At 61.8% G+C, this 17861-nt stretch carries 15 protein-coding genes; 10 read left to right on the top strand and 5 right to left on the bottom strand.

The features are described 5' to 3' along the window. Positions 1-32: 32 nt before the first annotated feature. The gene (locus tag GLW01_RS00790) at positions 33-794 is read right to left on the bottom strand and encodes a bacteriorhodopsin-like (RefSeq protein ID WP_202405501.1); all 762 of its coding nucleotides are present in this window, start codon (positions 792-794) and stop codon (positions 33-35) included. 172 nt (positions 795-966) lie between these two features. Continuing rightward, positions 967-1533 (bottom strand): isopentenyl-diphosphate Delta-isomerase, encoded by a 567-nt coding sequence (gene idi / locus GLW01_RS00785; RefSeq protein WP_160897805.1) that lies wholly within the window; start codon positions 1531-1533, stop codon positions 967-969. 388 nt (positions 1534-1921) lie between these two features. On the opposite strand from idi, the gene GLW01_RS00780 reads away from it, so the two are divergent. From GLW01_RS00780 to GLW01_RS00770, 3 genes are all read left to right on the top strand, one after another. Next, entirely contained in the window at positions 1922-3844 is a 1923-nt protein-coding gene (locus tag GLW01_RS00780) for a PrkA family serine protein kinase (protein ID WP_151441365.1), read from the top strand. A gap of 23 nt (positions 3845-3867) precedes the next feature. Next, positions 3868-5157 carry a YeaH/YhbH family protein gene (locus tag GLW01_RS00775; protein WP_202405500.1) on the top strand — a complete coding sequence of 430 codons (1290 nt, stop codon included), beginning with the start codon at positions 3868-3870 and terminating at the stop codon, positions 5155-5157. Positions 5158-5304: 147 nt separating this feature from the next. Next, positions 5305-6825 carry a SpoVR family protein gene (locus tag GLW01_RS00770; protein WP_160897803.1) on the top strand — a complete coding sequence of 507 codons (1521 nt, stop codon included), beginning with the start codon at positions 5305-5307 and terminating at the stop codon, positions 6823-6825. 196 nt (positions 6826-7021) lie between these two features. Here GLW01_RS00770 and GLW01_RS00765 read toward each other — a convergent pair whose 3' ends face one another. Continuing rightward, complete coding sequence (locus GLW01_RS00765; protein WP_160897801.1) at positions 7022-7618, bottom strand: hypothetical protein; 597 nt, start codon at positions 7616-7618, stop codon at positions 7022-7024. Positions 7619-7810: 192 nt separating this feature from the next. On the opposite strand from GLW01_RS00765, the gene GLW01_RS00760 reads away from it, so the two are divergent. Next, positions 7811-8590: a hypothetical protein gene (locus tag GLW01_RS00760; protein ID WP_151441369.1), complete on the top strand. Its 780-nt coding sequence runs from the start codon at positions 7811-7813 to the stop codon at positions 8588-8590. 51 nt (positions 8591-8641) lie between these two features. On the opposite strand, the gene GLW01_RS00755 is transcribed toward GLW01_RS00760, so the two are convergent. After that, positions 8642-9673: a hypothetical protein gene (locus GLW01_RS00755; protein WP_151441370.1), complete on the bottom strand. Its 1032-nt coding sequence runs from the start codon at positions 9671-9673 to the stop codon at positions 8642-8644. Between the two features lie 399 nt (positions 9674-10072). On the opposite strand from GLW01_RS00755, the gene GLW01_RS00750 reads away from it, so the two are divergent. Together GLW01_RS00750 and GLW01_RS00745 are read left to right on the top strand one after the other, a co-directional pair. After that, the gene (locus GLW01_RS00750; protein WP_160897799.1) at positions 10073-10639 is read left to right on the top strand and encodes a porin family protein; all 567 of its coding nucleotides are present in this window, start codon (positions 10073-10075) and stop codon (positions 10637-10639) included. A gap of 171 nt (positions 10640-10810) precedes the next feature. Further along, on the top strand, positions 10811-11965 hold the full coding sequence (locus GLW01_RS00745) for a CynX/NimT family MFS transporter (RefSeq protein WP_160897798.1): 1155 nt from the start codon (positions 10811-10813) through the stop codon (positions 11963-11965). An 18-nt stretch (positions 11966-11983) separates the two neighbouring features. On the opposite strand, the gene GLW01_RS00740 is transcribed toward GLW01_RS00745, so the two are convergent. Continuing rightward, positions 11984-12322 (bottom strand): tRNA-binding protein, encoded by a 339-nt coding sequence (locus tag GLW01_RS00740; protein WP_151441373.1) that lies wholly within the window; start codon positions 12320-12322, stop codon positions 11984-11986. Between the two features lie 343 nt (positions 12323-12665). Between GLW01_RS00740 and sufB the strand changes: the two genes are divergently transcribed. From sufB to GLW01_RS00720, 4 genes are all read left to right on the top strand, one after another. Further along, positions 12666-14180, top strand: a complete 1515-nt coding sequence (gene sufB, locus GLW01_RS00735) for a Fe-S cluster assembly protein SufB (RefSeq protein WP_160897797.1) — start codon at positions 12666-12668, stop codon at positions 14178-14180. A 264-nt stretch (positions 14181-14444) separates the two neighbouring features. Next, positions 14445-15206 (top strand): Fe-S cluster assembly ATPase SufC, encoded by a 762-nt coding sequence (sufC, locus tag GLW01_RS00730; RefSeq protein ID WP_151441375.1) that lies wholly within the window; start codon positions 14445-14447, stop codon positions 15204-15206. Between the two features lie 10 nt (positions 15207-15216). Beyond that, complete coding sequence (gene sufD, locus GLW01_RS00725) at positions 15217-16524, top strand: Fe-S cluster assembly protein SufD (RefSeq protein WP_160897795.1); 1308 nt, start codon at positions 15217-15219, stop codon at positions 16522-16524. Further along, entirely contained in the window at positions 16521-17738 is a 1218-nt protein-coding gene (locus GLW01_RS00720; protein WP_160897793.1) for an aminotransferase class V-fold PLP-dependent enzyme, read from the top strand. Before sufD ends, GLW01_RS00720 begins: the two co-directional genes overlap by 4 nt. Positions 17739-17861 lie beyond the last annotated feature (123 nt).

Raw genomic sequence — 17861 nt, 5'->3', positions numbered from 1 at the left:
ACCAGGCGGGCACCCAGAGCGTTGTCGTCACCTCATGCCTTCTTGCTGGCAGAGGTTCCCGATGCACCAGCCTCGGCTTCGGACTTGCGCACGGCTATCGTGAAGATGAAGAGGCCAAACACCGCCTTGGCTACGATATCGGCGATGGTGTAACCGGTCTCCACCGCAACGATCGCGGAACCGCCAGTGACGCCGGCGAGTGGGAGGAGATAGACAAGCGGGTAGAAGGCCCAGGAGGCGACGACCAGGTAGGCCGCGATGTGCATCAACCCCTTGACGTTCTCAGGCTGCTTGTCCACCGATTCCTTCAGCCCAATCACCAGCTGATACACGATGTAGAGGAACGGAATCATGGACAGAATCCAGAAAATCATCCGCGTGCCGATTGTCTCGGCCACCTCGCCGGGATAGCCCAGCACGATCATCAGCGCAGCCGCGCCACCCAGCTTGAGCGACTTGTTGATGGTTTCCTGCTGGCTCAGCTTCATAACGAGAATCAGCTCAATCAGCAGTAGTGGTACCGTGAGCAGCCAGTCCACGTAACGATAGGCCCGATTGAAGGGCTCGCCCGTCGCGACCACCTCGCCCGTTTCAATGCTTACGGCATGCTCCCAGGAGAGCATAATCTGCAGGTAGTGGTAGGCCGCTATGGCGGTTACCAACCCCGTAATAGTCACGGCCATGCGATAAGCTGGCGCTACTGAGGACCGCATCAACCACAGGAAAATCGTGGTCGACGCCATCACCGCCAGCCCGAACGAGAACGCATTGGCCACGAACGAGTATTGATCCATTGACAATGTTTCAAGGTTTAGCATTTGTGTTGCTCCCACTGAAAATTGCGCCTGATCCTGTCACAGGACATTCGAGTCGAACCGGTGTTGCCACCGAAGGACGACTCAAGGGCGATACGCCCAGCTCACCGAAGAGGATCACGGCAATCTCGCATTGCTTCCCGGAAACGTCTCAATGTTTCTCGATTCTGGACCAGAACTCGTTGCGAAGGCGGGGCCATTCCAGCTTGAGCCAGGGCGTGTAGCGCCCTGGGTGCTCTGCCAGTTCCCGATCCATCACCTCCGGCTGGATGTAACAGTAATCGGCAACCTCAGTCGGATTAAGCACAACCGGTTCATCCCAGCGGGCGATGTAGACAGAGCAGAGCTCATGCTCCGACCCGATATCACCGAATGAAACGTGATAGCGGAACTGGTAGAGAAACTCCGGGCGGGCCGCGATAGTGAGCTCTTCTTCCAGTCGCCGTTGCACCGACTCCTGCTCGCTTTCACCGCGCCTTGGATGACTGCAGCAGCTGTTTGACCAGAAAAGCGGCCACAGCGGCTTCATCGGGCTTCGTTGCTGAAGAAGCAATTCATTGCGCCGATTGAAGACGAAAATGGAGTAGGCTCTGTGAAGCTGCCCACTCCCCCGGTGACAGGCAACCTTGGAATCGTAACCCAGCACGCGATTGTTCTCGTCGACAAGGATCAGGGGTTCGTCATCAAAGGACACAACGCTTTCGCAGCCTTGACTCATGTTCGCCAGCTCCCGGGAAATAGCTCGTGCTACGTCTGTCAGCTCCGGGTTATACGAAGCCGACAAGCAACAGGCGCACTCGGCGAAGGCATCGCACCCGTTCGAAAGTCATCCATGCCGCCGCGGATCAACAGCCACGCCCCGAGCGATCAAACCTTAATCCACACGCCCCTGTTCAACCCCACCACCGTCTACTAATCTCAAGGGAAAGCACCCTGGCCGCGAACGGGTCACAGAAACGTCAATCAGACTCGCAACCCGCGCCGGCTTACCCATAATTGAAGACAGAACCCAACGGAACAGAGGCATGATGAACTGACACCATCAGGGGCGAGTGCGGCCAGCGCAGGCACCACCCCTTACCCAGGTCACAGCAAGGGGGCCAAGCATGAGCATACTGCAGCGCTATCAGGACCGTTACGAGGCAACCAAGGAAGAGGAAATGAGCCTCGAGGAATACCTCAGCATCTGCAAAGAGGATCCCTCCGCCTACGCCACCGCCGCCGAGCGCATGCTGCTCGCCATCGGCGAGCCGGAACTTGTCGACACCTCCCGCGACCCGCGCCTTTCCCGGATCTTCCAGAACAAGGTTATCAAACGCTATCCGGAATTCTCCGAGTTCTACGGCATGGAAGAAGCCGTGGAGAACATCGTTTCGTACTTCCGCCACGCCGCCCAGGGCCTGGAGGAGAAGAAGCAGATCCTGTACCTGCTCGGCCCTGTTGGCGGCGGCAAGTCCTCGCTGGCCGAGAAGCTCAAGCACCTGATGCAGAAAGTGCCCTTCTACGCCATCAAGGGCTCGCCCGTGAACGAATCCCCCCTCGGGCTGTTCGACCCGGAAGAGGACGGCCCCATCCTCGAGGAGGAGTACGGGATTCCCCAGCGCTACCTCAAGCCCATCATGTCGCCCTGGGCGGTCAAGCGCCTGCACGAATACGGCGGCGACATCAGCCAGTTCCGGGTGGTCAAGAAATACCCCTCCATCCTGGACCAGGTGGCCGTGGCCAAGACCGAGCCCGGCGACGACAACAATCAGGACATCTCGGCGCTGGTCGGCAAGGTCAACATCCGCATGCTGGAGGACTTCAGCCAGGACGACCCGGACGCCTACAGCTTCAGCGGCGGCCTGAACCGCGCCAACCAGGGCATCATGGAATTCGTGGAGATGTTCAAGGCGCCCATCAAGGTGCTGCACCCACTGCTGACCGCCACCCAGGAAGGCAACTACAACACCACCGAAGGCATGTCCTCGATCCCGTTCGACGGCATCATCCTCGCCCACTCCAACGAGTCCGAGTGGCAGACCTTCCGCAACAACAAGAACAACGAAGCCTTTCTGGACCGGGTGAACATCGTCAAGGTGCCCTACTGCCTGCGCGTGACCGAGGAACAGCAGATCTACGAGAAGCTGCTGCGCGAAAGTTCCCTGGCCGGTGCCCCGTGTGCGCCGGACACCCTGAGCATGCTGGCCCAGTTCACAGTGCTTTCACGGCTGGTGGAGCCGGAGAACTCCAGCATCTACTCCAAGATGAAGGTCTACGACGGCCAGAACATCAAGGACACCGATCCCAAGGCCAAGTCCATCCAGGAGTACCGGGATGCCGCCGGCGTGAACGAGGGTATGGACGGCCTGTCCACTCGTTTCGCGTTCAAGATTCTTTCAAAGGTGTTCAACTTCGACACCACCGAGGTGGCCGCCAACCCGGTGCACCTGCTGTACGTGCTGGAAAAGCAGATCGAGCAGGAACAGTTCCCGCCGGAGACCCACGAGCGCTATCTCCGGTTCATCAAGGAATTCCTGGCACCGGAATACGTGGAGTTCATCGGCAAGGAGATCCAGACGGCCTACCTCGAGTCCTACTCCGAGTACGGCCAGAACCTGTTCGACCGCTACGTCACCTACGCCGACTTCTGGATCCAGGACCAGGACTACCGGGATCCGGAAACCGGCGAGATGTTCGACCGCGCGGCCATCAATGAGGAACTGGAAAAGATCGAGAAGCCGGCCGGCATCAGCAACCCCAAGGACTTCCGCAACGAGGTGGTCAACTTCGTGCTGCGGGCACGGGCCAGCAACAACGGCCAGAACCCGTCCTGGCTCAGTTACGAGAAGCTGCGCAGCGTGATCGAACAGAAGATGTTCTCGAACACCGAGGAGCTGCTGCCGGTGATCTCGTTCAATCCCAAGGCCTCCGAGGAGGATCAGCGCAAGCACCAGCAGTTCGTGGACCGGATGATCGAACGGGGCTACACCGAGAAGCAGGTCAAGCTGCTGGCGGAGTGGTACCTGCGCGTCCGGAAATCCCAGTAGGGTAAGCAGGTGTCTGCATGGGCATGAGTCACGTTGTTGACCGCCGCCTCAACGGCAAGAACAAGAGCGCGGTGAACCGGAACCGGTTCCTGCGCCGCTACCGCAAGCACATCAAGCAGGCGGTATCCGAAGCCGTTCACAACCGCTCCATCACGGACATGGAGCAGGGCGAGCAGGTCAGTATCCCGAGCGAGGACATCCACGAGCCGGTGTTCCACCACGGCGCCGGCGGCAACCGCGAGATGGTCCATCCGGGCAATAAGGAGTTCGTCACCGGCGACCGCCTGCCCAAGCCCGATGGCGGCTCCGGTGGCGGCAGCGGCGAGGGCCAGGCCAGCGACCAGGGCGAGGGCATGGATGAGTTCGTCTTCCAGATCACCCAGGAGGAGTTCCTGGACTTCCTGTTCGACGACCTGGAACTGCCCTTCCTGGTGCGCAAGAAGCTCAAGAGCGCGGACTCGTACCAGTATGTTCACGCCGGCTTCACCACTGACGGTACCCCGGCCAAACTCAACGTCGTGCGCTCACTGCGCAAGGCCTACGCCCGGCGCATCAGCCTGGCCGGCAAGCGCAAGCGCCGGATCAGGGAGCTGGAGCAGCAGATCGCGGCTCTGGAAGCCCAGCCGGACTCGGATGACCCGGCCTTCTCCAGGGAACGCCAGATCGAAGGCCTGCAGGAGGAGCTGGACGAACTGCGCCGGCAGGTGAAGCGCATCCCCTGGATCGACGAGATCGACCTGCGCTACCGCCAGCACCGCAGGGAGCCCAAGCCCTCCACCAGCGCCGTCATGTTCTGCCTGATGGACGTCTCCGGCTCCATGACCCAGGTGCACAAGGACATTGCCAAGCGCTTTTTCATCCTGCTGTACCTGTTCCTGCAGAAGAACTACAAGCACATCGAGGTGGTGTTCATCCGCCACCACACCGCCGCCAAGGAAGTGGACGAGGAGGAGTTCTTCTACTCCCGCGAGACCGGCGGCACCATCGTGTCGAGCGCGCTCAAGCTGATGCACCGGATCATTGAGGAACGCTACCCCAGCGACGACTGGAACATCTACGCGGCCCAGGCCTCGGACGGCGACAACTGGAACGACGACTCGCCCATCTGCCGCAGACTGCTCGAGGAGAAGATCCTTCCGATGGTGCAGTACTACTCGTACGTGGAGATCACCCCCCACGAGCACCAGGCCCTTTGGGAGGAGTACGAAACGGTACAGGCGAACTTCCCGGACCGCTTCGCCATGCAGCAGCTGTCGGACGCCAGCGAGATCTACCCCGTTTTCCGCAAGCTGTTCGAGCCCAAAACCGCCTGATCACGAACCGTAGGAGCGGCCATGGCCGCGATCACGGGAATAAAGACACGGGAATCGCGGCTATAGCCGCTCCTACAGACAACACAAACCCGTAAGAGCGGCCACGGCCGCAACCACGTGAACAGAAACACGGGCTATGAGGTGGCTATGACCAAACCAATATCCAGCGGCTCCGACTGGTCCTTCGAGCTGATCGAGGAATACGACCGCGAGATCGCCCGCATTGCCGCCGACTTCGGCCTGGATACCTACCCCAACCAGATTGAGGTGATCAGCGCCGAACAGATGATGGACGCCTACAGCTCCGTGGGCATGCCCGTGGGCTACCACCACTGGTCCTTCGGCAAGCAGTTCATGGCCACCCAGAAGGGCTACCGGCGCGGCCAGATGGGGCTGGCCTACGAGATCGTGATCAACTCCAACCCCTGCATCGCCTACCTCATGGAGGAAAACACCATGATGATGCAGGCGCTGGTGATCGCCCACGCCAGCTATGGCCACAACTCGTTCTTCAAGAACAACTACCTGTTCCGAAGCTGGACGGACGCCAGCTCCATCATCGACTACCTGATGTTCGCCCGGAACTACGTGGCCGAATGCGAGGAGCGCTACGGTGTGGAGGAAGTGGAGGCCATCCTCGACTCCTGCCACGCGCTGATGAACCAGGGCGTGGACCGCTACAAGCGCCCCGCCCCCATCTCCGCCGAAGAGGAGCGCCGGCGCCAGAAGGAACGCGAGGAATACCGCCAGGAGCAGGTCAACGACCTCTGGCGCACCATCCCCGATATGGGGGGCGACGACGACCCCGAGTCCCAGAAGCGACGCTTTCCGGCCGAACCCCAGGAGAACCTGCTCTACTTCATCGAGAAAAACGCCCCACTGCTCGAAACCTGGCAGCGTGAGCTGGTGCGCATCGTGCGCAAGATCGCCCAGTACTTCTACCCGCAGCGCCAGACCCAAGTCATGAACGAGGGCTGGGCCAGCTTCTGGCACTACACCATCGTGCACCGGATGTACGACGAGGGCCTGGTGGACGACGGCTTCATGCTGGAATTTCTGCAGAACCACACCGCTGTGATCTACCAACCGCCGTTCGACAGCCCCTACTACTCCGGGCTCAACCCCTACACGCTCGGATTCAACATCTACATGGACCTAAAACGCATGTGTGAGAACCCGACCGAGGAGGATCAGGCGTGGTTCCCGGACATCGCCGGCAGTGACTGGCAACAGACCCTGGATTTCGCCATGCGCAACTTCAAGGACGAGAGCTTCATCCTCCAGTACCTCTCGCCCAGGGTGATCCGGGATCTCAAACTGTTCGCCATTGCTGACGAGGAAGGCGACGATGCCTACGAGATCAAGGCCATTCATGACGACCGCGGTTACCGGCGCGTGCGCGAGAAGCTCGCGCGCCAGTACAACCTCAGCTACAAGGACCCGAACATTCAGGTCTGGAACGTGAACACCCGCGGCGACCGCTCCCTGCTGCTGCGCCACACCCGGGTGGACGGCATCCCCATGGCGGACGATGATACCCAGGAGGTGCTCAAACACGTGCACCGGCTCTGGGGCTTCGATGTGGTTCTGGAGAGTGTGGACAACGGCGAGGTCAAGGAACGCTATCGCATGCCGCCCGAGGGCGGCAGCCACAACAACGCTGCCTGATCAGGATCGCAGCTGTAGCTGCTCCTACAAACAACAACCAGTAGGAGCGGCCACGGCCGCGACCCACAATCGCCCCTGTAGCTGCCCCTACAGACAACAACCGTAGGAGCGGCCACGGCCGCGACCCAATCGCAGCTGTAGCTGCTCCTGCAGACAACAACCGTAGGAGCGGCCACGGCCGCGACCCTTTACACCATCAGAAACGCAACGACAGACCGCCGATCACCCCGAAATTGCCATCGTAATAGTCCGCTTCCGCCAGCACGCTCACATTGGGCTGCCAGCGGTAGCGGGCAGTACCGGTGAATCCGAGGTAGTCCAGATCGCCGGTGATGTAGCGCGCCGAGGCGCCGATCTCCAGGTCCCGGTGCAGCTGGCGCCGTATACCGCCGCGCAGGCCCGGTGCGGTGTCATCGCTGGATACACTGGTACATGAACGCACAAAGTTGCTGCCGGGGCGCATAACACTCCGACAACGCTCCACTTCAATATCCTGATACTCCAGCGTCAGGCCGCCCCAGACATCCGTCCGGTGATCCACCGAATAGCGATACCCTCCGCCTCCATGCAGGGCCGTGACATCAATATCCCCCGTCAGCGCCTTGAGCCCGCCAAACATGAACCACTGCGTGTTCAGCGCCTGGCTGCCCCGCACCTGGGCCCCCAGCAGTGGCTCGCTCTCGAAGTTCGGATACAGTGCCAGGCCGGCTTCCGCGTAGGAAAAGGATGGGCCCTGGGCCCAGACAGGCATCGCCAGAACGGCCAGCAACGCCACAAAAAACCTGGATGACATAGTCTTCACTCTCCCTTACTGCCAAGGAATACGCAGCGTTGAGGATAACGCTCTGTCATGGCGGGAACAGGCTACTACCCCACAAATGTGTTTCCTGTCACAGGTTTAATTGAACCAGTCGCAGCCCCGCGTTTACATTGCTTTTGCAATACAGACCTGACAATCATGCAGCTCAACACCAAGGAGAGCACCATGAACAAGATGTTCCGTGTTACCACTCTGGCGCTGACAACCGCCGCTGTTTCCACCGGTGCACTCGCCCAGAACCAGAGCTACAACGAACCCACGCGTGGCTTCATGCTCGAGCGCGGCACCACGGCCCCCAACAAAAAGGCCAGTGTTGATCTGCGCACCGGGGGTGATCAGGACTTCAGTGCCGGCGTACGGCTGGGACTGCCCGGCTCCGAGCTGGTTCTCAACCACAGCCGCATCAACCCACGCACCAGTCAGAATGAAGCGCTGTTCAAGGTGGGACTGCGCCCCCTGCAGGCCGGCGATGACGTGGTGATTGACTGGGCGGCCTACGGTGCGGTTGCCCACTACGATTCAGACGATGCCCAACAACAGCAGGGTTATACCGAGGAAAGCACTACCAACCTGGGTGCCGGCGCCGCCTTCACGGCCGACATCGACCGGTTCATCCTCAACTTCAACCCGGAACTGGTGTTCGACGACGGTGCCCGGAATGACGCCAGTGATGCCTACCTGAACCTGGGCATGGGCGCCCACTACGCCCTGCCGGAGACTGATTTCGGGCGCTTTGAGCCCGGCCTTGAGGTCAACGTGACGACCCGGGAAGACCGCTTCGGCGACAGCGTGGACCCCTCGCTGATGCTGGGCACCCGTTGGTTGTACAACGAAAATGTGACCCTGGATGTGTCGATGATCCAGGCCACCCCGAACAACGGTCTGGCGGATGCCTCTACCGAGGTCAGCATCCCTGGCTATATCCGGCTGAACGTCGCCTTCTGAGGTGCACCAGGGCAGCACGACACACCGCGGGCGGCTTCGGCCGCCCGTTTTTCATCCATCCAGCGCCGCGCGTGCCGCCTCACTGTTATAGAACCCTTCCAGCCGACGCCGGACAATCCCCTCCAGCAGGCCACTGGCCTTCAGTGCTTCCAGAGCCCGGGGCAGGACCGCGTCCAGTTCCGTCATGATGGTTGACTGGTCAATGTTGAACTCGTTCAGCAGATCACCCAGGGTGCGGTCGCCATAACGCTCGAACAGCTGGTTCACCACCGTTTCGTAGGCGTTGCGGTAGTAATCGCTCTTGCGGAAAGCCAGCCAGTAGTCGTAGCCCATCACCACAAACTCGCTCCACTCAACCTCACCAAGGCCCTGCTCCAGCTCGGAGAGGGGACGGTCGCTGAACGTATCCCAGGCATCCATCACGCTGGCCTTGATCTCCTCATCCGTAAGCTGCTCCGCCAGGAAGTCCGCGCTGTGGCGTGCGAGCTTCTCAACGTTGCGCGAGATGTAGCCCTTGATGCTTTTCTCCCAGACATCGTCCAGCCCGGAGACGGCCCTGTTGAGCACCTTCGAGCTGAACTTAAGCGCCGAGCTCACCCCCGGCACCCGCCGGCTCAGAAGGTTCTCCTCGTACACGTAGCGCACGATGGCCTCGTACATCAGGTTGGCCACCAGCTCCTTGTACACCGGCTGCTCCAGCATCCGGTCAATCAGCTTCTGGCGCTGTTCCCTGAGAAGCAGCACCTGGTCCACGAAGGCCTCCAGCCGCTGGCGGTCCATCAGGTCACCCGGTGTGGCATCCCGGTGGAACTGCGAGCCAACCACATCCTGGGTAAAGGTGGCCGCCATCTCGGGGATAATCGGCGGCATCTCCCGTTCCACGGTATGGCGGTAAATGATGGCATTGACCGTGTCCGCACTGATCACCTCGTTCAGCCGGATGCTGTTGGCTGCCTCAAGGGCATGGCCCAGTTCCCTTTCCAGGTCCTCGCGCAGCGCGTCATGATCCATCCGTGCCATTTCGTGCTGCACGTGCGCCTCGAGAAGCCGATCAAGGATCGGGCCGGCATCGTTCTCTGTCATAATCAACCTCTCTTCAGATCCCTTCAGAGCAGCTGCGGTCCAGTCGCGGCCATGGCCGCTCCTACGGGCCCCCTGTGCAGGAGCAGCTACAGCTGCGATTCGACCGCGGCAATGGCCCCCCCTACGGACCCCCTGTGTAGGAGCAGCTACAGCTGCGATTTGCCCGCGCCAATGGGCCCCCTACGGACCTCTGTACAGGAGCAGCTACAGCTGCGATTCAGTACTGGCTACTCCAACGCGACACGGAAACAGCAAACCACAGAACACCTTGCATTGCATTTGCCTTTGCGACCGGGGCTGTCGGCGAGCCCCCCACGTTGACAGGGTGCATCGCAGCGGCTATATCTCTGCTCAGATGAATCAAACCCTTACCGCGCATTCCAGCAAAAGAGGCAACCAATGAATCGACTTCTTCCCGCCGTCGCACTGCTCGCCACCGCCGTTCCCTTCCAGGCGAACGCCAGCGGGGACTATGAGTATCCCTACTCCGGCATTGGCGGCGGCATGGCATCACTGGCCGATGCCTGCGACAACCTGGGCTCCGACTGTGACGATGGGACCACGGCTTTCCGCGTCTACAGCGGTGCGCGGCTGCTTTCGAACTTCGGCGTGGAAGTGGGCTATACCCGGAGTCAGGACTTTGAGCTGAACGATACAACAGACACGGAACTCAGCCTGCACGGACTGGATGTAACCGGCCTCGTTCACCTGCCGCTGGGTAACCGGATGGATGTCTTCGCCAAAGCCGGCGGCTTCTTCTGGGACTCAGAACTGGACATAGCGACAGCGACGGTGGATAACACCGGCATCAGTCTGCGAACCGGTGTCGGTGCCCAGGTGGGTATAACCGAGCACCTCTATATCCGCGCGGACTACGACTACGTCCCCAACGTTGACTACAGCGACGGGGCACTGGATGAGGACGACCTGAGCCTGATTACCGGCTCGATCCAGTATCACTTCTGACACCGCATCTCGGTTTATCCCCATGGCCCGGACTGCGCTCCGGGCCTAGCCTGCTCCACAACGGCATACAGCAACACCCCTCTGTAGGAGCGGCCATGGCCGCGATCGAAAGGCGGTCACAGGCAATCGCGGCCATGGCCGCTCCTACGGGGGTACTGTCAGGGGGATTCCATGAACGACCGCACCAGGGACATCGGCCTGCTGGTCCTGCTCTGGCTGGCAGGGCTCTACATGCGCCTGCCCATACTGGTGGCTCCCGCCCTGGCACCGGCCATCGGCGAAGAACTGGCCCTGAGCCAGACCCACATCGGGGCACTGACCACCCTGCCGGTTCTGATGCTCGCCCTGGGGGCACTCGCGGGGTCGCTCCTGATCATGCGCATGGGCCCACGCAACGCACTGGCAGCTGCCCTGGCCGTGGTCGGCGTCATGTCGGCAACCCGGGGGCTCGCCCAGGGCCCCGTCCTGTTGTTGGGCGCCAGTGCCGTCATGGGTCTGGCGATAGCCGTCATGCAGCCGTCGCTGCCGGCGCTTCTCCCACGCTGGCTCACTCCCACACGGCTCGCTCTGGGCTCGGCCTGTTACATGAACGGCATGCTGATGGGCGAGTTCATCGGCGCCGGCCTGACTCTGCCGGTCATCATGCCGCTGACCGGAAACAGCTGGCGACTGACGCTGCTTGTGTGGTCGCTGCCGGCCCTGCTGATCGCGCTCCTTCTGATGCTGCCGAAAACCGCCTCCAGCGATGGCAGCGACAGCAGCCAGTGGCTGCCGCGCCTGCGCGACCCGCTGATGTGGAAGCTCGGCCTGCTCCTGGCCGGCACCGCGTCGCTTTTCTTCGGCACCAACGCCTACATGGCCAGCGTCCTTGAGGACCGCGGCGAACTGGCCCGGCTGGACACTACCCTGTTCAGCTTCAACTTCGCGCAGGTCGTCGCCTCGGCCCTGATGCTGTGGATGGCCCGGCACTGGGTCGGCCGGCGCGGCCCAATCCTGTGCAGCGCCGGTCTCAGCGTGGCCGCCATGCTCGGCTTCATCCTGGTCGACGGCTGGCCCGGTGTTGCCTTCGCCGTGGCCATGAGCTTCTTTGCCGGCATCCTGCTCATCCTGATCGTCTCACTGCCCCCCCAACTGGTCCCAAGCGCCGAGGCTGGCCGGCTGTCGGCAGGAACCTTCACCATCGGCTACACCGTGGCGTTCCTCGTACCCCTGGGCGGCGGCCTTCTGGCGGACACCACCGGGGCCGCACTCGCCGCCGTGGGATTCATCACCCTGTGCACAGCACTCACTGTTCCTCTGGCATTGCGCCTGAGACTGCCCAACTGATCCGCCAGCCAGCCGAGCTCAGGCCAGCCGCGCCCCATTCGGCACCGGCTTGTCCGGTACTGCCAGCACGACCGCGCCGTCCTCACGATGCAGGCCGGTGACCAGGCACTCCGAGCGGATGGGGCCGATCTGCTTGGCGGGGAAGTTCACCACCGCCAGAACCTGGCGCCCCTCCAGTTCCTCACGGGCGTAAAGATCCGTGATCTGGGCGCTGGATTTGAGAACCCCGAGCCCGGCCCCGAAATCCACGCGCAATTTGTAGGCCGGGCGCCGGGCCTGCGGAAAGTCCTCGACCTCAACAATGGTGCCGGCCCGGATCTGAACCCGCTCGAAATCACCCCACTCAATGGTCTCCATTACAGCTCTCTCCAGAGTCAATCCAGGAGCCACGGATTATACCCGGAGCCGACCCCTATCAGCACGATTAACCCCGCCCATGCCGCTTCCGGTATAATGGTTACCACTCAGGCGGAATACCTGACATATTTACTCAGGTATTGTACAATCAATCTCCAGAACAAGGCTGGACGTAGAAGCCAGTGATAGCGTAACTCGCGGGAATCCGCTTCAGGAGACGCTTTTCAAAGGGGTTGGATGAATTCCGGCAAGACACTGCACTGCACAGTCTTCCCCGAATTTATCCGTTCATGAAAGGCCGGTGCCACGCGCGCACAGGCCCAGAACCAGTGGAGTTGCAGCCATGGCCGAATCCAATAAGCCCGAAGACTTCGTCAAGCACGAATACGAAGCCGGCTTTGTCACCGACATCGAATCGGACACCTTCGAACCCGGCCTGAACGAGGACGTCATCAAGCGCCTGTCCCAGATCAAGGGCGAGCCTGAATGGATGCTCGAATGGCGCCTGGAAGCCTATCGCCAGTTCCAGGAAATGACCGAGCCGAACTGGCAGAAGGTCAACTTCGAGCCCGTGGACCTGCAGTCCATCTCCTACTATTCCGCGCCCAAGAAGGACAGCGACAAGCCCCAGAGCCTGGACGAGGTCGACCCGGAGCTGCTGCGCACCTATGAAAAGCTCGGCATCCCGCTGCACGAACAGAAAGCGCTGGCGGGCGTGGCCGGCGCCGGCACACCGGCGGAGTCCGAGGCTGAAAGCACCGGCGGTGGCGGCGCCTACAGCAACGTCGCCGTGGACGCGGTTTTCGACTCCGTCTCCGTGGTCACCACCTTCAAGGAAAAGCTGGCCGAAGCCGGCGTCATCTTCTGTTCCATCTCGGAAGCCCTGCAGGAGCATCCGGAGCTGGTGAAGCAGTATCTGGGCTCCGTCGTGCCCCGTGGCGATAACTACTTCGCCTCACTCAACTCGGCAGTGTTCAGTGACGGCTCCTTCGTGTACGTGCCCAAGGGCGTCAAATGCCCCATGGAGCTGTCCACCTACTTCCGCATCAACGCCGAGAACACCGGCCAGTTTGAGCGCACGCTGATCATCGCCGACGAAGGCGCCTCCGTCAGCTACCTCGAAGGCTGCACCGCGCCCCAGCGCGATGAGAACCAGCTGCACGCTGCCGTGGTCGAACTGGTAGCGCTGGACGACGCCGAGATCAAGTACTCCACGGTGCAGAACTGGTACCCCGGCGACGAGAACGGCAACGGCGGCATCTTCAACTTCGTCACCAAGCGCGGCATGGCCCGGGGCAAAAACTCCAAGATCTCCTGGACCCAGGTCGAAACCGGCTCCGCCGTCACCTGGAAGTACCCCAGCTGCGTGCTCAAGGGCGACAACAGCGTCGGCGAGTTCTACTCCGTAGCGCTGACCAACAACTACCAGCAGGCCGACACCGGCACCAAGATGATCCACCTGGGCAAGAACACCCGCAGCACCATCATTGCCAAGGGCATCTCAGCCGGCCACAGCGACCAGAGCTACCGCGGCCTGGTGAAGTTCCAGCCCACCGCCGAAGGCGCGCGCAACTTCACCCAGTGCGACTCGCTGCTGATCGGGGATAAGTGCGGCGCGCACACCTTCCCCTACATCGAGAACAAGAACAGCTCCGCCACGGTGGAACACGAAGCCACCACCTCCAAGGTGAGCGACGAGCAGATGCTGTTCTGTCGCCAGCGCGGCATCGACCCGGAACAGGCCGTGTCCATGATCGTCAACGGCTTCTGCAAGGAAGTCTTCAAGGAACTGCCCATGGAGTTCGCCGTCGAAGCCGGCAAGCTGCTGGAAGTGAGCCTGGAAGGCTCAGTCGGGTAAAGACACCCGGATCAGGCGTCTTCAAGGCGATCAGATCAAGGTGGGTGGGGTACATCACCCCATCACCAGCGGCGTACAGCAGAGAATCAGATACCGGGTGGTGGGGGACTTCGATTCGGGAAGCTCTGGAGCCATGGATGGCGGAAGAGCAGCCTACATGGACGTACTCGTGGCGATTCCCGGAGCGAAGTCCCCCAGCGCCCGGAGCAGGAATTCATCAGTCTTGATCATTTGAACAACTGTAAACAGGTAGAGAGCACCCACATGCTGACCATCAAAAATCTCCACGCCAGCGTCGAGGGCACCCCGATCCTCAAGGGCATCAACCTCGAGATCAAACCCGGCGAAGTCCACGCCGTCATGGGCCCCAACGGCTCCGGCAAGTCCACCCTCGCCCAGGTCCTCGTCGGCCACGAAGCCTTCGAAGTCACCGAAGGCGAAATCCTGTTCGACGGCCAGAACCTGCTCGAGCTCGAAGTCGAAGAGCGCGCCCTCGCTGGCCTCTTCCTGGCGTTCCAGTATCCGGTCGAAATCCCCGGCGTCAGCAACCTCCAGTTCCTGCGCACCGCCCTCAACACCCTGCGCAAGCACCACGGCCAGGACGAACTCGACGCCCCCAGCTTCATGAAGCTGGCCAAGGAAAAAGCCAAGCAGGTTGACCTCAGCCCCGACTTCCTCAAGCGTGGCGTCAACGAAGGCTTCTCCGGTGGCGAGAAAAAGCGCAACGAGATCATGCAGATGCTCATGATGGAGCCGCGCCTGGGCATCCTCGATGAGACCGACTCCGGCCTCGACATCGACGCGCTCAAAACCATCGCCAACGGCGTGAACACCCTGCGGGCCGACAACCGCTCCTTCCTCGTCGTCACCCACTACCAGCGCCTGCTCAACCACATCGTGCCGGACGTCGTGCACGTGCTCGCCAACGGTCAGATCATCAAGACCGGCGACAAGCAGCTGGCGATGGAACTCGAAGAACACGGCTACGGCTGGCTCGGCATCAACGAAGCGGAAGCCGCCGGCTGAAGGAGGTTCCATGACACTTGCGCACAAGACGCCCCTGACACCGCTGGACGATGCCTTCACACCGGAAGGTGGCAAGCAGCTGCCCGCGCCGCTGAAGAGCCTGCGCGACATCCGCAGCAAGGCCATCACTGGCATGGCACTGCCCAACCGCCGGACCGAGAACTGGAAATACTCCAGCCGCTACCTCAAGCTGGATCCGGAACTGGCGCCGCAGACCCAGGGCACGGGTGACGCTGATTACCGCAGCGTTGAAGGTGTTTACCGTCTGGTCATCCGCAACGGGGTGGTCGATCTCGACAGCAGCAACCTGCCCAGCGCCAGCGGCGTGGACATTCGCCGTTTTGTGGATCTGGACGATGTCGCCGCCCAGAGCGTGGCCAAGAAACTCGACACCACGCTCGACCACGGCACCACCCAGCTGGCGGCGCTCAACACCGCGCGGCTCGAAGACGGCGTACTGATCCGGCTTTCAGCGGACACCAGCGTCGACAAACCGGTCTACATCCAGTACGTCACCGATGCCGGCGCCAGTGGCTCCAACTACCCCCGCGTCATGGTCGAAGCCGGCCAGGGCAGCAAGATGACACTGGTGGAAGAATACATCAGCAATGGCGACCAGCCGGTACTGGTGGACAGCGTCTCCGAACTGCTGCTCGACGACAGCGCCAACATCACCTACATCCGGCTGTGCATGGACCCGGCCAACGTGCGCCACATCGGCGCTACCGGCGTGAAGGTCGGCGCCAATGCCAAACTCGACAGCCACTGCATCGGCTTCGGCGGCGACCTGCGCCGGCACGACCTCCAGGTCAGGCTCGAAGGCCAGGGTGGTTACGCACGGCTGAACGGCATTGCCCTGACCCAGGACCGCCAGCACTACGATAACCACACGGCCATCGACCACGTGGTACCGAACTGCGACAGCGACGAAAACTACCGTTGCCTCGCCGCGGACCGCTCACACGCGATCTTCAACGGCCGCATTCATATCCACCCGGACGCCCAGCAGTCCCACGCGGATATGAACAACAAGAACCTGCTTCTGTCGACCAACGCCGAGATTGATACCAAGCCCGAGCTTGAGATCTACGCGGACGACGTCACCTGCGCCCATGGCGCCACCGTCGGCCAGCTGGACGAAGGCTCGCTGTTCTACCTGACCTCGCGCGGCATTGACCGCGACACGGCGGCAACCATGCTCAGCATGGCCTTCGTGCACGAGCTTGTGGGCCAGGTACCGCTGGAGGACATCCGCGAGGCGGTCAACACCCGCCTGACGGACTTCATCGAGGCCAGCTTCCGGAGGGCGGCTGAATGAATCTGGAGCAGGTGCGCGCGGATTTCCCGATCCTCGAGCAGGAGGTCAACGGCAAGCCACTGGTCTATCTGGACAACGCCGCCTCGGCCCAGAAGCCGCAGGCGGTCATGGACGCCATGACCCAGTACTTCCGCGAGACGCACTCCAACGTGCACCGCGGTGCGCACAGCCTGGGTGATCGTGCCACAGCCCTGTTCGAGGGTGCCCGCGAGACGGTCCGCAGCCAGATCAACGCCGCCAGCGCCAACGAGATCATCTGGACGCGCGGCACCACCGAGGGCATCAACCTGGTGGCCAACGGGTTCTATCGCAGCCTGAAACAGGGCGACGAGATCCTGGTCTCGCGCATGGAGCACCACGCTAACATCGTGCCCTGGCAGATGCTGGCCGAGGCCACCGGCGCGAGCCTGAAGGTGATCGAGGTTACCCCCGAGGGCGAGCTGGACCAGCAGAGCTTCCGCGACCAGCTGAGTGAGCGCACCAAGGTCTTCGCCATCACGGCGGTGTCCAACGTGCTCGGCACCATCAATCCCACCCGGGAAATGGTAGCCGCAGCGAAAGAAGCCGGCGCCTACACCCTGGTCGACGGCGCCCAGGCCATACCGCATCTGGGCGCGGACGTTCAGGCGCTGGACTGCGATTTCTATGTCTTCTCCGGCCACAAGCTGTTCGGCCCCACCGGCATTGGCGTGCTGTACGGCCGGGAGGATCTGCTCAACGAATGGCCCGTGTATCAGACCGGCGGCGAGATGATCCACCGGGTGAGCTTCGAGGGCACCAGCTTCCAGAACTCGCCCTACCGGTTCGAGGCTGGCACACCGGCCATCGCCGAGGCCATCGGCCTGGCCACCGCCATGCGCTATCTGGACGATCTGGGCCACGACGGCCTGCACGAGGCCGAGGCCGCACTGGACCGGCGCGTGGACGAATGGGTCGCCGACTTCCCTGGCCTGACCCGCTACGGCCAGGCGCAGAACAAGGTTCCGGTCCTCTCGTTCTGGCTCGAAGGCCTGCATCCCAGCGACCTGGGCACCCTGCTCGACCAGCAGGGCATCGCGATCCGCACCGGTCATCACTGCTGCATGCCGCTGATGGAGCACTTCGGCATCGCGGGTACTGCCAGGGCCTCGTTCGCGTTTTATAATACGGTGGAAGAGGTGGACACTTTCTTCCAGGGCCTGCAGAGGATCCAGCGCCTGTTCACCGGCAAATAAACAGTAGGAGCAGCCATGGCTGCGACCGGCGGTAATCGCGGCCATGGCCGCTCCTAAGACTCCAGATTTATTGTAGGAGCAGCGACAGCTGCGATCAGTGCTGATTGCCGCGGCGCCCGCTCC

This window comes from Vreelandella halophila (genome assembly GCF_009856365.1).
Classification (GTDB): Bacteria; Pseudomonadota; Gammaproteobacteria; order Pseudomonadales; family Oleiphilaceae; genus Halospina; species Halospina utahensis_B.
Note: the sequence above shows the minus strand (reverse complement) of the source record. Positions and strands in the feature narration are given on the sequence as shown.

Excerpts from the sequence above, each read along its gene's own strand:
- sufD (WP_160897795.1), top strand. The coding sequence starts at position 15,217 with ATGACACTTGCGCACAAGACGCCCCTGACACCGCTGGACGATGCCTTC.
- GLW01_RS00765 (WP_160897801.1), bottom strand. The coding sequence starts at position 7,618 with ATGTCATCCAGGTTTTTTGTGGCGTTGCTGGCCGTTCTGGCGATGCCT.
- GLW01_RS00775 (WP_202405500.1), top strand. The coding sequence starts at position 3,868 with ATGAGTCACGTTGTTGACCGCCGCCTCAACGGCAAGAACAAGAGCGCG.
- GLW01_RS00755 (WP_151441370.1), bottom strand. The coding sequence starts at position 9,673 with ATGACAGAGAACGATGCCGGCCCGATCCTTGATCGGCTTCTCGAGGCG.
- GLW01_RS00780 (WP_151441365.1), top strand. The coding sequence starts at position 1,922 with ATGAGCATACTGCAGCGCTATCAGGACCGTTACGAGGCAACCAAGGAA.
- GLW01_RS00740 (WP_151441373.1), bottom strand. The coding sequence starts at position 12,322 with ATGGAGACCATTGAGTGGGGTGATTTCGAGCGGGTTCAGATCCGGGCC.
- GLW01_RS00750 (WP_160897799.1), top strand. The coding sequence starts at position 10,073 with ATGAATCGACTTCTTCCCGCCGTCGCACTGCTCGCCACCGCCGTTCCC.
- idi (WP_160897805.1), bottom strand. The coding sequence starts at position 1,533 with ATGAGTCAAGGCTGCGAAAGCGTTGTGTCCTTTGATGACGAACCCCTG.
- GLW01_RS00745 (WP_160897798.1), top strand. The coding sequence starts at position 10,811 with ATGAACGACCGCACCAGGGACATCGGCCTGCTGGTCCTGCTCTGGCTG.
- GLW01_RS00770 (WP_160897803.1), top strand. The coding sequence starts at position 5,305 with ATGACCAAACCAATATCCAGCGGCTCCGACTGGTCCTTCGAGCTGATC.
- sufB (WP_160897797.1), top strand. The coding sequence starts at position 12,666 with ATGGCCGAATCCAATAAGCCCGAAGACTTCGTCAAGCACGAATACGAA.
- sufC (WP_151441375.1), top strand. The coding sequence starts at position 14,445 with ATGCTGACCATCAAAAATCTCCACGCCAGCGTCGAGGGCACCCCGATC.
- GLW01_RS00790 (WP_202405501.1), bottom strand. The coding sequence starts at position 794 with ATGGATCAATACTCGTTCGTGGCCAATGCGTTCTCGTTCGGGCTGGCG.
- GLW01_RS00760 (WP_151441369.1), top strand. The coding sequence starts at position 7,811 with ATGAACAAGATGTTCCGTGTTACCACTCTGGCGCTGACAACCGCCGCT.
- GLW01_RS00720 (WP_160897793.1), top strand. The coding sequence starts at position 16,521 with ATGAATCTGGAGCAGGTGCGCGCGGATTTCCCGATCCTCGAGCAGGAG.